We start from the raw sequence: 15,434 nt of genomic DNA, 5'->3' as shown, positions 1-15,434 counted from the left end.
GCGGCGCGACCTCGGCGTCAGGTCAGCGGTCCCCCGGTGACAGGCGGCGCAGCAGGTACGTGTCCATGATCCAGCCCTTGCGGTCGCGGGCCTCGGCACGCAGCCGCCGGATGCGGTCACCGACCTCCGGCACCGGCCCCGACACCAGGATCTCGTCCGGCGTCCCGAGGTAGGCGCCCCAGTAGATGTGGAAGTCGTCGAGACCGGTGAAGGAGCAGTGGGCGTCGAGCATGACCACCACGTCGTCGGAGGTGGGGCCCTGCTCGGCCAGGCGGCGGCCGGTGGTCAGGTGCGTGGGCCGGCCGACCTGGGTCAGGCCGATGCGGTGACGGGCGGTGAGGGCGGCCACGCTGCTGATGCCGGGGACGACCTCGACGTCGAACGTGACGTTCCCGCGTCGCCGGATCTCGTCGAGGATGGCGAGCGTGCTGTCGTAGACGGCCGGGTCGCCCCACACCAGGAACGCGCCGGTCTCGCCGGCGCCCAGCTCGTCGTGGATGAGCGCTTCGCAGGCGAGCGAGCGGCGCGAGCGCCAGTCCTCGACGGCGGCGGTGTAGGCGGGGGCGGCGCGGTCCCGTTCCGGGTCGCGGGCCTCGGCGATCCGGTACGGCTTGCGACCGTGCTCGGCGATCAGGTCGAGGCGGAGCTGGATCAACTCCTGCTTGGTCTCGCCCTTGTCGACGATGAAGAACACGTCCGTGGCGGCGATGGCCTTGACCGCCTGCAGCGTGAGGTGGTCCGGATCGCCGGCGCCGATCCCGATGACGAGAAGCCGTTTCACCCGCCAAAGTCTGCCAGATAGGCAGATATACGATATCCCTCGCACTTTGCCATCGAGGAGGATCGTGAACCTGGCCGAGCAGGGCGACGCCTTCGCCGCGTCCCGTCAGGAGCGGCTTGCCGAGGAGATCCAGCTGACACGGCGCGACGCGTGATCACGGTCGTCGGGATCGGCGCGGACGGCTGGGACGGGCTGACCCCGGGCTCGCGCCGCGCGGTCGAGGCCGCCGACGTGCTCATGGGCAGCGCGCGGCAGCTCGACCTCGTGCCCGCGACGGCCGCCGAACGCGTGGCATGGCCGTCGCCGCTGCTGCCCGCCCTGCCCGCGCTCATGGACCGGTACGCCGGCCGCGAGGTCTGCGTGCTGGCCAGCGGCGATCCGATGTTCTACGGCATCGGCTCGACGCTGGTCCGGCTGCTGGGCGCGGAGCGCGTAACGGTGCTGCCGCACGTGTCGTCGCTGACGCTGGCCTGCGCCCGGCTGGGCTGGCCGGCCGAGCAGGTGGACGTCGTCAGCCTGGTGGGCCGGCCGCCCGCGGCGCTGGCCGCCGCGCTCCAGCCGGGCCGCCGGGTCGTCGTGCTCGGAGCGGGCCCCGGCTCGCCGCCGGTGGTCGCCGGGCTGCTCGTCCGGCACGGGTACGGACCCAGCCCGATGACGGTGCTGTCGGAGCTGGGCGGCCCAGGGGAGTCCGAACGGCGGGGCACGGCCGAGAGCTGGGCGGAGGGCCAGGAGTCCCCGCTGCACGTGATCGCCGTCGAGTGCGTCCTCGCCCGGGACGCCGAGCCCCTGGCCAGGGTGCCGGGGCTGCCCGACGGCGCGTACGAGCACGACGGGCAGCTCACCAAGCGGGAGGTCCGCGCCGTCAGCCTGTCCCGCCTGGCCCCGACGCCCGGCGAGCTGCTGTGGGACGTGGGCGCGGGGGCGGGCAGCATCGCCGTCGAGTGGATGCGCAGCCACCCGTCGTGCGCCGCCGTGGCGATCGAGAGCCGGGCCGACCGGGCCGCCGCCGTCCGGCGCAACGCCGAGCGGCTCGGCGTGCCGTCGATGCGCGTGGTCGAGGGGAAGGCCCCCGGGGCGCTGGACGGGCTGCCCGAGCCGGACGCGGTGTTCGTCGGCGGCGGCGCGACCGCCCCCGGCCTGCTGGAACGCTGCTGGACGGCGCTGCGCCCCGGCGGCCGGCTGGTGGTGAACGCCGTGACCCTGGAGTCCGAGGCCGTCCTCGCCCACTGGCACGGCAGGCTCGGGGGCGACCTGGTGCGCCTGGGCGTCCAGCGGGCCTCGCCGGTCGGCGGGTTCACCGGCTGGCGGGCGGCGATGCCGGTGACCGTGTGGTCGATCACAAGGAAGGAACAGCCTTGACCGTGTACTTCGTCGGAGCCGGTCCCGGCGCCGCCGACCTGATCACCTTGCGCGGCCTGCGCCGGCTGGAGGCGTCGCCGGTCTGCCTGTACGCCGGGTCGCTGGTGCCGCGCGAGCTGCTCGACGCCTGCCCGCCCGGGGCCAGGCTGGTGAACACGGCGGACCTGACGCTCGACGAGATCGTCGCCGAGCTGGCCGCCGCGCACCGCGACGGTCTCGACGTGACGCGGCTGCACTCGGGCGACCCGTCGGTCTTCAGCGCCGTGGCCGAGCAGATGCGCAGGCTGGACGCCCTCGGCGTGCCGTACGAGGTGGTGCCCGGGGTTCCGGCGTTCGCGGCGGCGGCGGCCGCGCTGGGCCGGGAGCTGACCGTGCCCGGCGTGGGCCAGACGGTCATCCTGACGCGCACCTCCGCCCGCGCCACCCCCATGCCGGACGGCGAGGACCTCGCGACGCTCGGCGCGAGCCGGGCCACGATGGTGCTGCACCTGGCCGTGCAGCGGATCGACGCGGTGGTCGCCGAGCTGCTGCCCTCCTACGGCCCGGACTGCCCGGTGGCCGTGGTCGCGCGGGCGAGCCGGGCCGACGAGGTGATCCTGCGCGGGACGCTGGCCGACATCGCCGGGCAGGTCCACGACGCCGGGATCCGGCGGACGGCCGTGATCGTCGTGGGCCGGGTGTTGTCGGCGACGCAGTTCCCCGACAGCCACCTCTACAGCGACGCCAGGGAGCGGGCGTGCGGCGGGTCCTGATCCTCGGCGGCACCGCGGAGGCGCGGGCCCTGGCCGCCGAGCTGGCCGCCGATCCCGGGCTGCACGTGGTGTCCTCGCTGGCGGGGCGGGTGAACAACCCGCGGCTTCCCGTGGGCGAGGTGCGGGAAGGCGGGTTCGGCGGGCCGTCGGGCCTGGCCGCGTGGCTGCTGGAGGAGCGCATCGACGTGCTGGTCGACGCCACGCATCCGTTCGCGGAGCGGATGACCGCCTCGGGGGTCGCGGCCTCGTCGGCGACCGGGGTGCCGCTGCTGGTGCTGCGGCGTCCGGGGTGGCGGGAGGGGCCGGGCGACGCGTGGCTGCGGGTCGGCTCCCTCCAGGAGGCGGCCGGGCTGCTGACCACGGCCCGGTGGGGCGCGGCCGGCCGTGACACCCGGGTCTTCCTCACGACCGGACGCCGGAGCCTGCCGGTGTTCGCGCCGCTGCCCGGCGTGTGGCTGCTGGCCAGGTCGGTGGACCCGCCGGAGGGGCCGGTGCCGGCGAACGTGCACGTCCTGCTCGACCGCGGGCCGTACACCGTCGAGGGCGAGCGCGCCCTGATCCGGGAGCACCGCCTGGACGTGCTGGTGACCAAGGACAGCGGCGGCGGCATGACCACGGCCAAGCTCGGCGCGGCGCGTGAGCTCGGCCTGCCGGTGATCATGGTGGACCGGCCGCCGCTGCCCCCGGGCGTCCGGGCCACGGACAGCGTGGCGGCGGCGGCGGCCTGGGTTCAGGGGTAGCGGCGCGGGGTGTAGACGACGCCGCCTTCGGTGGCCCGGGTCGTGGACGAGCCGATGATCAGCAGGCAGCGCATGTCCACCTGGCCGGGGTCCAGCTCGCCGAGCGTGGTGACCGTGACGCTCTCCTGCGGGCCGCCGACGTCGCGGCCGATCACCACGGGGGTGTCCGGCGCGCGGTGCTCCAGCAGCAGGTCCCGGGCGGCGGCGACCTGCCACGTACGGCTGCGCGAGGCCGGGTTGTAGATCGCCAGCACCAGGTCCGCCCGCGCGGCGGCGGACAGCCGGTCGGCCACCACCTCCCACGGCTTGAGCAGGTCGGACAGCGACAGCACGCAGTAGTCGTGCCCGAGCGGCGCGCCCGCCCTGGCGGCGACCGCCTGGGCGGCGGTCAGTCCCGGCACGACCCGCACCGGCACGTCCGGGAAGTCGGCGGCGGCTTCGAGCACGGCACTGGCCATGGCGAACACGCCCGGGTCGCCGGACGACACGACCGCCACGCGGGCCCCGTCCCGGGCCAGCTCAAGGGCGTGCCTGGCGCGCTCGGCCTCCACCCGGTTGTCGGTGCGGTGGCGGCGCTGGCGCGGGTTCGGAGCCACCCGGTCCACGTACGGGCCGTAGCCGACGAGGTCGGTGGCCGCGGCCAGCGCCTCCTGCGCCTCCGGCGTCAGCCACGGCCGCCCCGCCGGTCCCAGACCGACCACGGCCACCTCGCCCCGCCCCTCGTCCGCCGGGCGCTCGGGGACGAAGGTGCGCTCGGCCGGGCTGGCGAGCAGGGCCAGCGAGAAGTACGGGACGCCGTCCGGGTCCACGTCCTTGAGCGGGGCGACCCGCTCGGCGCCCATGGTGGCGCGCTCGACGTACCAGGCGTCGTCGAGGCGGCCCGCCTCGGCCAGCGCGTCGCGCACCTTCCCGAACGTGCGGCCCAGCTTGAGCACGGCGGCCGAGTCGGTGTCGCGCAGCCGCTCGGCCAGCACCTGCGCGGGCAGCGTGCCGGGCAGCACGGTCAGCACCTCGTCCCGCTCGACCAGCGGCCGTCCCAGCACGGCGGCGGCGGCGCTGACCGAGGTCACGCCGGGCACCACCTCGGTCGGGTAGCGGTGGGCGAGCCGCTTGTGCATGTGCATGTAGGAGCCGTAGAACAGCGGGTCGCCCTCGGCCAGCACGACCACGGTGCGGCCCGCGTCCAGGTGGGCGGCCAGGCGTTCGGCGCAGTCGGCGTAGAAGTCGTCGAGCGCTCCCTGGTAGCCGCCGGGGTGGTCGGTGGTCTCCGTGGTCAGCGGGTAGAGCAGCAGCTCCTCGATCTGGCCTTCGCGCATGTACGGCAGCGCGATCGAACGGGCGATGCTGCGGCCGTGCCGGGCGGCGTGGTAGGCGATCACGTCGGCCTCGCCGATCAGCCGGGCCGTCCTGACCGTGACCAGCTCGGGGTCGCCGGGGCCCAGGCCGACTCCGTACAGGCGTCCTGACATGGTCGTCACTCCGTCTCGTTCGCGATGGCGTTGATCGCGGCGGCCGTCATCGCACTGCCGCCGCGACGGCCGTGCACCACCAGGTACTCCAGGTCGCTGCCGGCCAGCGCCTGCTTGGACTCGGCCGCGCCGATGAAGCCGACCGGGATGCCGAGCACGGCAGCGGGGCGTCCGGCGCCCTCGGCCACCAGCTCCAGCAGCCGGAACAGGGCGGTCGGCGCGTTCCCGATCGCCACCACCGCGCCCTCCAGGCGGTCGCGCCACAGCTCCAGGGCCGCGGCGCTGCGGGTGGTGCCGAGGCGTTCGGCCAGCTCGGGCACGCGCGGGTCGCCCAGCGTGCACAGCACCTCGTTGCCCGCGGGCAGCCTGCGCCGGGTCACGCCGGAGGCGACCATCATGGCGTCGCACAACACCGGCGCGCCGCCGCGCAGCGCCTCCCTGGCCCGCGCGACCACCTGCGGCGACCAGGCCAGGTCGGTGACGAGGTCGGTCATGCCGCACGCGTGGATCATGCGCACCGCCACCTGGGCGACCTCGGGCGGCAGGCCCGTGAGGTCGCTCTCGGCGCGGATGGTCGCGAACGAGCGCCGGTAGATCTCGGCGCCGTCGCGGATGTAGTCGCTCACTCCTGGCGTTCCTCGTATCCGTTGATGGTTGCGATCAGCTGGCGGACCGGGCCGCGTGGCAGGCCGCAGCGCCGCTCGCAACCGGCCCAGTGGACGGGCGTGGCGGGTGCGCGGCCGAGGCTCCGCACCCATTGCCGGGCATCGGCCCGCACGTCGGCGAGCGCCTTCGCGCAGCCGGGACGGCCGGTGCAGGCGGTCACCCCGGCCCAGGGGGAGTCCGGGTCGGCGGCGAGCCCGGCGGCGGCCAGCGCCCGTTCGGTCGGGTCCGCCTCGCCGGGGGAGAGGTCCGGCAGGACGACGGTCCGCCAGGGGGTCAGGCGCACCGGCCGTCCGAGGTCCGCGAGGGCTCCGGCCTGGTCGGACGTCAGGCGGCCGAGCGGCACGAGCGCCTCGATCGCCATCCGGCCGTCCCGCTGGGCGATCCTGCCCGCGGACGGGCGGCGCGCGGAGACGGGGGCGGGCGCGGCGTCCGCGGCATCCGAGGCGTCCGGGGCGTCCGTGGCGTCCGGGGCCTCTGGGGCGTTCGTGGCGTGCGGGTCGTCGATCAGGCTTGGTTCGCCGGCGCGCAGGCGGGTGGCGATTCTGGCGGGGCCGTCCGGGAGGTCGCGGATGCGCCAGGCGCGCGGGCCGTCGGGGGACAGCTCGTCCAGGAACGCCTCGGCGGCGTCGATCATGAGCGGGACGGCCGCGTCCGGGGTGACGGTCAGCCCCGTGTCGGCGCCGGCGAGCAGCAGCCGTCCGGTCGCCACGTAGGTGACGTCCGCGCCGAGCCCGGCGACGTCCCGCGTGCCGTCGTCCAGGGCGAACAGGAACCGTCCAGGCAGCGCGGCCAGCCGGGGCCGCGCGCACAGCGCCCGGTCCAGGGCGTCGGCCATCGCCAGCACATCCAGCAGCCCGTCGGGACCGCGCCCGCCCAGCGGCGAGGCCAGGATGTTGCGCACCCGCTCGTGCGCGGGCGACGGCAGCAGCCCGGCCGCCGCGATCCGCCCGGCGAAGACCTCGGGCGAGCGCAGCCCCCGCACCTGGACGTTCGCCCGCGACGTCAGCTCGATCACGCCCGTTCCCAGCTCGGCCGCGCACCCGGCGAGCACGCGGAGCTGCGCGGCCGACACCGCGCCGCCGGGCAGGCGCACGCGGGCGAGCGGGCCGTCGGCGGCCTCGTGCACCTGGAGCGCCCCCGGACAGGCATCGGGACGCGTACGTCCGGAAGATTCACCTACGGGCACGAAGGGATCGTAACGCCACTTCTGGGACGGGTCGCTCCTGTCGTAAGCTTCGGCGTAGACGATGGCAATGGGAGGAAGCCGGTGTGAATCCGGCGCGGTCCCGCCACTGTGACCGGGGAGCGAACCCCACCACGAGGCCACTGTCCGGCGACGGGCGGGAAGGCCGGGGTGAGCGTCGATCCGGGAGCCAGGAGACTCCTGCCGTCGTGTCACCCGCGACCGGGGCGAGGACCCCGAGGGAGGAATGCGCCGTGCCTGGCGACAGCCGTACCGTTCTGCTGCTCTCCACCTCCGACACCGACCTGCTGAGCGCTCGCGCCTGCGGGGCGGGCTACCGCCTGGGCAATCCCGCCCGGCTGACCGCCGAGGACGTCCCCGGCCTGACGGAGGGGACCGACCTCGTCGTGGTGCGCCTGCTGGGCGGGCGGCGGGCCTGGCCGGACGGGCTCGACGCGCTGCTGGCCGGGCCGCGCCCGGTGGTGGTGCTGGGCGGGGAGCAGGCTCCCGACGCCGAGCTGATGGAGCTGTCCACGGTCAGCGGCGGGGTGTGCGCCGAGGCGCACGCCTACCTGGCCCATGGCGGCCCGGCCAACCTGGCCGAGCTGCACGCGTTCCTGTCCGACACCGTCCTGCTGACCGGGCACGGGTTCGAGCCGCCCGTCCCCGCCCCCACCTGGGGACGGCTGGACCGCCCTGCCAGGACCACCGGCGGTCCCGTGGTGGGCGTGCTCTACTACCGGGCCCACCACATGGCCGGCAACACCGCGTTCGTCGAGGCGTTGTGCGACGCCGTCGAGGAGGCGGGCGGGCAGGCGCTGCCGGTTTTCTGCTCGTCCCTGCGCGCGGCCGAGCCGGAGCTGCTGGACACGCTGCGCGCGGCGGACGCCCTGGTCGTCACGGTGCTGGCGGCGGGCGGCTCCCGTCCGGCCACCGCGGGGGCGGGCGGCGACGACGAGGCCTGGGACGTCGGCGCGCTGGCCGGGCTGGACGTGCCGATCCTGCAAGGACTCTGCCTGACCACCACCCGGCAGGCATGGGAGGAGAACGACGACGGGCTGTCGCCGCTGGACGCCGCCTCCCAGGTCGCGATCCCGGAGTTCGACGGCCGGATCATCACGGTGCCGTTCTCGTTCAAGGAGATCGACCACGACGGGCTGACCGTCTACGTCGCCGACCCCGAGCGGGCCGCCCGGGTGGCGGGCATCGCGGTGCGCCACGGCCTGCTGCGGCACACCCCTCCCGCAGAGCGGCGGCTGGTGGTGATGTTGTCGGCGTACCCGACCAAGCACTCCCGCGTCGGCAACGCGGTCGGGCTGGACACCCCCGCGAGCACCGTCCGGCTGCTGGCCCGTCTCGCCGAGGCGGGTTACGACCTGGGCGACGGCTTCCCCGGCGTGGCCGACCAGGACGGCGACGCGCTGGTGCACGCGCTGATCGCCGCCGGCGGCCAGGACCAGGACTGGCTGACCGAGGAGCACCTGGCGGGCAACCCGGTGCGGATCTCCGCCGCCTCCTACGAGCAGTGGTACCGGACGCTGCCCGCGGCCCTGCGCGAGGGAATCGAGCGCCACTGGGGGCCGCCGCCCGGAGAGCTGTTCGTGCACGAGGGCGACAGCGGGACCGACATCGTGCTGGCCGCGCTGCGGGCCGGGAACCTGGTGGTGATGGTGCAGCCGCCGCGCGGCTTCGGGGAGAACCCGATCGCCATCTACCACGACCCCGACCTGCCGCCCAGCCACCACTACCTGGCCGCCTACCGCTGGCTGTCGGCCGAGTTCGGCGCGCACGCGATGGTGCACGTCGGCAAGCACGGCAACCTGGAGTGGCTGCCCGGCAAGTCGGCGGGGATGTCGGCCGCGTGCGGCACCGACGCCGCCATCGGCGACCTGCCGCTGGTCTACCCCTTCCTCGTCAACGACCCGGGGGAGGGCACGCAGGCCAAGCGGCGCGCGCACGCCGTGCTGGTGGACCACCTCGTGCCGCCGATGGCCCGCGCCGACACCTACGGCGACATCGCCCGGCTGGAGCAGCTCCTGGACGAGCACGCCACGATCGCCGCCATGGACCCCGCCAAGCTGCCCGCGATCCGGGCGCAGATCTGGACGCTGATCCAGGCCGCCCGGCTCGACCACGACCTCGGGCTGGCCGACCGGCCGCACGACAGCGAGTTCGACGACCTCATCCTGCACGTGGACGGCTGGCTGTGCGAGGTGAAGGACGCGCAGATCCGCGACGGGCTGCACGTCCTCGGCCAGGCGCCCACCGGCCAGGTGCGGGTGGACCTGGTGCTGGCCATGTTGCGCGCCCGGCAGATGTGGGCCGGCAGGGAGACGCTGCCCGGCCTGCGCGAGGCGCTCGGCCTGGCCGAGGACGGCACGGCGGCGCTCGGCGACGTGGACCGCGCGGAGACGACCGCCCGCGCCCTGGTCGAGGCCATGGAGCAGCACGCCTGGGCCCCGAGCGCAGCCCCCGCCGTCACTCGCGCGGTATTGGGTGGCGTGGCCGAGGAAGGCGTGGCTGAGGGGCGGGAGGAGCTGGTGGCGCGGGTGCTGGCGTTCGCCGCCACCGAGATGGTGCCGCGCCTGGCCCGCACCACCGACGAGCTCGACCACGTCCTGCACGCCCTGGACGGCGGCTACGTGCCCGCCGGCCCCAGCGGCTCCCCGCTGCGCGGCCTGGTCAACGTGCTGCCGACGGGCCGCAACTTCTACTCCGTGGACCCACGGGCGGTGCCCAGCCGCCTGGCCTGGGAGACCGGCCAGGCGATGGCGGAGTCGCTGCTGGAGCGCTACCGCGCCGACACCGGCGAGTGGCCGCGCTCGGTCGGGCTGTCGGTGTGGGGGACCAGCGCCATGCGCACGGCGGGCGACGACGTCGCCGAGGTGCTGGCCCTGCTCGGCGTCCGCCCCGAATGGGACGAGGCGTCGCGTCGCGTCATCCGCCTGGAGCCGATCCCGCTCGCCGAGCTGGGCCGCCCGCGCATCGACGTGACCGTCCGCATCAGCGGCTTCTTCCGCGACGCCTTCCCGCACGTGGTCGGCATGCTCGACGACGCCGTACGGCTGGTCGCGTCGCTGGCGGAGCCGGCCGCGGACAACTACGTCCGCGCCCACGTGGCCGCGACGGGCGGCGACGAGCGGCTGGCCACGATGCGCGTCTTCGGCTCCGCGCCCGGCGCGTACGGGGCCGGGCTGCTGCCGCTCATCGACAGCCGCAACTGGCGCGACGACGCCGACCTGGCCGAGGTGTACGCCGTGTGGGGCGGCTACGCCTACGGCCGCGACCTCGACGGCGTCGCCGCCCGCCCCCAGATGGAGGACGCCTACCGCCGCATCGCCGTCGCCGCCAAGAACGTCGACACCCGCGAGCACGACATCGCCGACTCCGACGACTACTTCCAGTACCACGGCGGCATGATCGCCACCGTGCGCGCGCTCACCGGCAGGGCCCCGGCCGCCTACGTCGGCGACAGCACCCGCCCCGACGCCGTGCGCACCCGCACCCTGTCGGAGGAGACCTCACGGATCTTCCGCGCCAGGGTGGTCAACCCGCGCTGGCTGGCCGCCATGCGCCGGCACGGCTACAAGGGCGCCTTCGAGCTGGCCGCCACCGTCGACTACCTGTTCGGCTACGACGCCACCACCGGCGTGATGGCCGACTGGATGTACGACAAGCTCACGGAGACGTACGTGCTCGACCCCGAGAACCAGGCGTTCATGGCCCGCTCGAACCCCTGGGCGCTGCACGGCATCGCCGAACGCCTCCTGGAGGCCGCCGAGCGCGGCATGTGGCAGCACCCGGACCCGGAGGTCCTGCGCGGCCTGCAGGAGGTCTACCTCAAGACCGAGGGCGACCTGGAGGACGACACCAGCCGCTGAGCCAGGCGCGGCGCGCCCGCCCAGTGCAGATGCAGGTAGGACGCGGTCACGCCGGGGTCGCCGTACCCGTCGTGGCCGCCGTCCCAGCGGAACAGCGGCTCGCCCGCGTACGTGACGGCCGTCCGGTGGAACTCGTGCCCGCGCAGCCGCTCGCCCGTCCTGGTGAGCGGCGAGCGCCGCAGCGCGACGGCGTCCCGGTAGCCGAGCGTCAGCCGGGACGTCATCCGCGCCCGCCCCGGGACGCGCCCGCACATGCGCTGGCCGTCCAGCTCGTCGCACAGGTACAGCAGCCCCGCGCACTCCGCGGCGATCGGGCCGGGGAAGGCGGCCACCTGCTGCCGCAGGGGCTCGTTGGCGGCCAGCTCGGCGGCGTACACCTCCGGGAAGCCGCCGCCGATCACGATCGCGCCGGTCCCGTCCGGCAGCCGCGTGTCGCGCAGCGGGTCGAAGACGGCCACCTCGGCCCCCGCCGCCCGCAGCAGCTCGACCTGCTCGGCGTAGCCGAACGTGAACGCCGCCCCACCGGCCACGGCCACCACCGGCCGGCCGCGCGCGGCACCCGCCACCGCCTCCTCTGGCCGGCCGCCCGTCGCGGCGGGCGTCGGCGGCGTCCAGGAGGGGCCGCCCAGCGGGGGAGCGGAGCGCGCCAGCCGCAGCAACGCGTCCAGGTCGCACGAACGCGCCACCAGGGCGGCCAGCCGGTCCACGGCGGCGACCGCCTCGGTCCGGCGCTCGGCGGCCGGCACCAGCCCCAGGTGCCGGGAGGGCGTGGCCACGGCGTCGTCGCGGCGGATCGCCCCCAGCACCGGCACGCCCGCCGCCGCCAGCGCCGACCGGCACAGCTCCTCGTGCCGGTCGGAGCCCACCCGGTTGAGCACCACCCCGCCCACCCGCACGTCCGGGTCGAAGGTGGCGAACCCGTGCACCACCGCCGCCACCGACCTGCTCTGCCGGGCCGCGTCCACGACCAGCACCACCGGCGCGTCCAGCAGCGTCGCGACGTGCGCGGTCGAGGCGAAGCCGGTGTCCCCCCTGCCGTCGAACAGGCCCATCACGCCCTCGACCACCGCCACGTCGCACCCGGCGGCGCCGTGCAGGAACAGCGGGGCGACGAGCTCCTCCCCGACGAGCCACGGATCCAGATTGCGGCCGGGACGGCCGGCGGCCAGCGCGTGATAGCCCGGGTCGATGTAGTCGGGCCCCACCTTGTGCGGCGAGACCCGCAGCCCGCGCTCCCGCAACGCCGCCATGAGCCCCGTGGCCACCGTCGTCTTGCCGCTGCCCGACGACGGCGCGGCGATCACCAGCCGGGGGACTACCACTCGATGCCCTTCTGCCCCTTCTGCCCGGCGTCCATGGGGTGGCGTACCTTGCCCATCTCCGTCACCAGGTCGGCGACCTCGATCAGCCGTCCGGGCGCGTCCCTGCCGGTGATCACGACGTGCTGGCTGCCCGGCCGGTCCGTCAGCGCCTTCAGCACGTCGTCCAGGTCCAGCCAGCCCCACTTCAGCGGGTAGGTGAACTCGTCGAGCACGTAGAACCGGTACGTCTGCGCCGCCAGGTCGCGCTTGATCTGCTCCCAGCCCTCACGGGCGTCGGCCGCGTGGTCCTCCTCGCTGCCGGGCCGCTGGATCCACGACCAGCCCTCGCCCATCTTGTGCCAGGTCACCGGGCCGCCCTCGCCCGTCTCGCCGAGCACCTTGAGCGCCCGTTCCTCGCCGATGCGCCATTTGGCCGACTTCACGAACTGGAACACCCCGACCGGCCAGCCCTGGTTCCAGGCCCGCAACGCCATCCCGAAGGCGGCCGTGGACTTGCCCTTGCCCGGTCCGGTGTGCACCATCAGCAGCGGACGGGTCCGCCGCTGGCGCGTGGTCAGGCCGTCGTCGGGCACGACAGCCGGTTTTCCCTGAGGCATGTTCAGACCGCCTTCCTGTGGTCACGGACGACCGAACCGAGATCGGCCAGAGAGTCGAGAGGCACGAGCCGCGCGCGCAGCCGCGAGGCCAGCCGGACGGCCAGGCCGAGCCTGACCGGCCCGCTCTCGCAGTCCACGACCACCGACGCGGTGCCGGCCAGCAGCGCGGCGGCCCGGTCCACGTCGCCGCCGGCCGTGGCCCGTCCGTCGGTGACCAGCACCAGCAGCGGACGCCTGGCGGGGTCGCGCAGCCGTTCCACGCGCAGCACCTCCGCCGCGCGCACCAGCCCCGCCGCCAGCGGCGTGCGCCCTCCGGTGGGCAGGGAGCGCAGCCGGGCCGCGCCCGCCTCCACCGACGAGGTGGGCGGCAGCGCCACCTCCGCGACGGCGCCCCGGAAAGTGATCAGTCCTATCTTGTCCCGCCGCTGGTAGGCGTCGAGGAGCAGGCTGAGCACGGCCGTCTTGACCGCGGTCATCCGCTTGCGCGCCGCCATCGAGCCGCTCGCGTCCACCACGAACAGCACGAGGTTGCCCTCCCTGCCCTCGCGCACCACCTCGCGCAGGTCGTCGCCGCGCAGCGCCAGCCCCGGGCCCTGATGGCCGCGTTCCCGCTGGTGGGGCGCCGCTGCCAGCAGCGTCGCCGGCACATGGAGGTCGCGTACGGGGCCGGGCGGGCGGCGCGCGCCGGCGCTCCGGCCGCGCCGGGTCCGGGACCGCGACCGCCGGCCCACCGCCCCCTCGCCGATCCCCGGCACCTCCAGCAGCGGCACCCGGTACGGCGCGGCCACGCCCGCCACCTGCGCGGCCGCCTGGGAGGCCGCCTGAGGCGCCGCCGCTCGGGAGGCGGCAGCCCCCGTGGCGGGCGACGCGTCCGGAGCGGGGTCTCCGGCCATCGGCGGCGCGTCCGCACCGGCGGCCCCGGACGCCGACGGGTCAGCGGCGGCCGTCCGGCCGTCCGCCGAGGGCTCCGCGCCGGTCGGGTGGTTCCGCGTTCCGGGTCCGGTGCCGTCGCCCGGTGGCGGCGTCCCGCCAGGTCCGCCGGGACCTGAGCCGTCGGGACCTGAGCCGTCGCGGCCGCCGCCGGGCCCGGAGCCGTCGGGGCCGCCGTCCGGGGTGTCGTCGCCCGACGTGCGTTCCAGCAGCTCGTCGAGCAGCGCCTCGTCCAGGCCCGGAGCGTCGAACGGATCGCGCCGCCTGCGATGCGGCAGCGACAGCCGGGCCGCGGCCCGGACGTCCTCGGTCGTCACCGTGTCGCGGCCCTGCCAGGCGGCGTGGGCGATGGCCGCGTTCGCCGTCACCAGGTCGGCACGCAGGCCGTCGACCTCGAAGGCGGCGCACACCGTCGCGATCTGCCGCAGCCGGGCGTCCGGCAACCGCACGCCGGGAACCCGGGACCGGGCGGCGGCGATGCGGGCCGACAACGCCGATTCCGCTGCCGTCCATCGACGCGCGAACGCCGCCGCGTCCGCCTCGAAGGCCAGCCGCCGCCGCACCACCTCGGCGCGCTCCTCCGGGTCGCGGGACGCCCTGACCTCGACCGTCAGCCCGAACCGGTCCAGAAGCTGCGGACGCAGCTCGCCCTCCTCCGGGTTCATGGTGCCCACCAGCAGGAAGCGGGCGGCATGGCGCACCGACACCGACTCGCGCTCGACGTAGCAGGTGCCCAGCGCGGCCGCGTCGAGCAGCAGGTCCACGAGGTGGTCGTGCAGGAGGTTCACCTCGTCCACGTACAGGACGCCGCGGTGGGCGGCCGCCAGCAGCCCCGGCTCGAACGCCTTCACCCCTTCCGTCAGCGCCCGCTCGACGTCGAGCGAGCCGGCCAGCCGGTCCTCCGACGCGCCGACCGGCAGCTCCACCAGGGCGGCCGGCCGTTCCACCCGCCCGGCGCCGGGCTCGTGCGGCCCGTCCGGGCACTCAGGGTCGGGTACGGCGGGGTCGCAGGCGAACCGGCAGCCGGGCACCACGGACACCGTCGGCAACTGGGCCGCCAGCGCCCGCACGATCGTGGACTTCGCCGTTCCCTTCTCCCCGCGGACGAGCACCCCGCCCACCCGGGGCGACACCGCGTTCAGCACCAGCGCCAGCTTCAGGTCGCCGAGCCCGACGACGGCGCTGAACGGATAGGTGACGATCAAGACTCAGCCTTCCGGTTGACGTGGACCACCCGCCAGCCGTCCCGCGCGACGGTCAGCTCGGTGGTGGACAGAGGGGCCAGGTCGAAACGGGCCGCGCGCAGCGGATGCAGCCCCAGGACATGGCCGAGCGCCGCTCTGATGACGCCCGCGTCGCAGACCACGACGGCCCGCGGCTCGTCCCGTACCGAGTCGAGCCAGCCCGCCACCCTGGCGGCGAGCGCGCTCAGTGACTCGCCGCCGTGCGGGGCGGCGTGCGGGTCGGCCAGCCAGCTCGCCAGCGCGTCCGGCTCCGCCAGCGCGACCCGTCCGTACGGCAGGCCCCGCCACCGGCCGCAGTCCGCCTCCGCCAGGGCGGGAGCCTCGCGGGCCGCAAGCCCCATGGCGGCGGCCGTCTGCCGCGCGGCCCTGCAGGGAGCGGCCCATGCCGCCGCCGCCTCGACGGGCCCCGCCGCGGCGGCCCTGGTCAGGCTCGCCGCGTCGGCGTCCTCGTCGGCGGGAAAGCACCCGGCCCGCATCCCCGGTGTCGTGGCATGCCGGACGAACAGCACCT

Annotated in this window: 12 protein-coding genes and 1 riboswitch; of the genes, 4 read left to right on the top strand and 8 right to left on the bottom strand. The window is 75.7% G+C overall.

Annotation, left to right across the window (positions count from 1 at the left end):
• Positions 1 to 22: 22 nt before the first annotated feature.
• Complete coding sequence (cobF, locus tag ACWEJ6_RS28250; RefSeq protein WP_452427521.1) at positions 23 to 781, bottom strand: precorrin-6A synthase (deacetylating); 759 nt, start codon at positions 779 to 781, stop codon at positions 23 to 25.
• Between the two features lie 150 nt (positions 782 to 931).
• Between cobF and cbiE the strand changes: the two genes are divergently transcribed.
• The 3 genes from cbiE to ACWEJ6_RS28235 are packed head-to-tail and all read left to right on the top strand — an operon-like array spanning position 932 to position 3,632.
• The gene (cbiE, locus tag ACWEJ6_RS28245) at positions 932 to 2,140 is read left to right on the top strand and encodes a precorrin-6y C5,15-methyltransferase (decarboxylating) subunit CbiE (protein WP_452427519.1); all 1,209 of its coding nucleotides are present in this window, start codon (positions 932 to 934) and stop codon (positions 2,138 to 2,140) included.
• Positions 2,137 to 2,892: a precorrin-4 C(11)-methyltransferase gene (gene cobM / locus ACWEJ6_RS28240; RefSeq protein WP_452427517.1), complete on the top strand. Its 756-nt coding sequence runs from the start codon at positions 2,137 to 2,139 to the stop codon at positions 2,890 to 2,892. The genes cbiE and cobM overlap by 4 nt, the downstream gene beginning before the upstream one ends.
• Positions 2,877 to 3,632 carry a cobalt-precorrin-6A reductase gene (locus ACWEJ6_RS28235; RefSeq protein ID WP_452427515.1) on the top strand — a complete coding sequence of 252 codons (756 nt, stop codon included), beginning with the start codon at positions 2,877 to 2,879 and terminating at the stop codon, positions 3,630 to 3,632. The genes cobM and ACWEJ6_RS28235 overlap by 16 nt, the downstream gene beginning before the upstream one ends.
• On the opposite strand, the gene ACWEJ6_RS28230 is transcribed toward ACWEJ6_RS28235, so the two are convergent.
• Genes ACWEJ6_RS28230 through cobG form a run of 3 tightly spaced genes read right to left on the bottom strand, consistent with a single transcriptional unit; the run spans position 3,623 to position 6,953 of the window.
• Entirely contained in the window at positions 3,623 to 5,101 is a 1,479-nt protein-coding gene (locus tag ACWEJ6_RS28230) for a precorrin-2 C(20)-methyltransferase (protein ID WP_358295399.1), read from the bottom strand. The genes ACWEJ6_RS28235 and ACWEJ6_RS28230 overlap by 10 nt on opposite strands.
• 5 nt (positions 5,102 to 5,106) lie before the next feature.
• Positions 5,107 to 5,727: a precorrin-8X methylmutase gene (locus ACWEJ6_RS28225; protein ID WP_387673532.1), complete on the bottom strand. Its 621-nt coding sequence runs from the start codon at positions 5,725 to 5,727 to the stop codon at positions 5,107 to 5,109.
• On the bottom strand, positions 5,724 to 6,953 hold the full coding sequence (gene cobG / locus ACWEJ6_RS28220) for a precorrin-3B synthase (protein WP_452427512.1): 1,230 nt from the start codon (positions 6,951 to 6,953) through the stop codon (positions 5,724 to 5,726). The genes ACWEJ6_RS28225 and cobG overlap by 4 nt, the downstream gene beginning before the upstream one ends.
• Before the next feature lie 31 nt (positions 6,954 to 6,984).
• Positions 6,985 to 7,166, top strand: a riboswitch (cobalamin riboswitch).
• Between the two features lie 38 nt (positions 7,167 to 7,204).
• Between cobG and cobN the strand changes: the two genes are divergently transcribed.
• On the top strand, positions 7,205 to 10,831 hold the full coding sequence (gene cobN / locus ACWEJ6_RS28215; RefSeq protein WP_452427510.1) for a cobaltochelatase subunit CobN: 3,627 nt from the start codon (positions 7,205 to 7,207) through the stop codon (positions 10,829 to 10,831).
• On the opposite strand, the gene ACWEJ6_RS28210 is transcribed toward cobN, so the two are convergent.
• The 4 genes from ACWEJ6_RS28210 to ACWEJ6_RS28195 are packed head-to-tail and all read right to left on the bottom strand — an operon-like array spanning position 10,786 to position 15,432.
• Entirely contained in the window at positions 10,786 to 12,138 is a 1,353-nt protein-coding gene (locus ACWEJ6_RS28210) for a cobyrinate a,c-diamide synthase (RefSeq protein ID WP_452427661.1), read from the bottom strand. The genes cobN and ACWEJ6_RS28210 overlap by 46 nt on opposite strands.
• An 8-nt stretch (positions 12,139 to 12,146) precedes the next feature.
• Positions 12,147 to 12,749 (bottom strand): cob(I)yrinic acid a,c-diamide adenosyltransferase, encoded by a 603-nt coding sequence (cobO, locus tag ACWEJ6_RS28205; protein ID WP_452427508.1) that lies wholly within the window; start codon positions 12,747 to 12,749, stop codon positions 12,147 to 12,149.
• A gap of 2 nt (positions 12,750 to 12,751) precedes the next feature.
• Positions 12,752 to 14,884 (bottom strand): VWA domain-containing protein, encoded by a 2,133-nt coding sequence (locus ACWEJ6_RS28200; RefSeq protein WP_452427506.1) that lies wholly within the window; start codon positions 14,882 to 14,884, stop codon positions 12,752 to 12,754.
• Positions 14,881 to 15,432 (bottom strand): histidine phosphatase family protein, encoded by a 552-nt coding sequence (locus ACWEJ6_RS28195; protein WP_452427504.1) that lies wholly within the window; start codon positions 15,430 to 15,432, stop codon positions 14,881 to 14,883. The genes ACWEJ6_RS28200 and ACWEJ6_RS28195 overlap by 4 nt, the downstream gene beginning before the upstream one ends.
• Positions 15,433 to 15,434 lie beyond the last annotated feature (2 nt).

The sequence above is a fragment of the Nonomuraea sp. NPDC004702 genome (assembly GCF_053601695.1).
The sequence above is the reverse complement of the archived record's forward strand: the minus strand, read 5'-3'. Positions and strand labels throughout refer to the sequence as shown.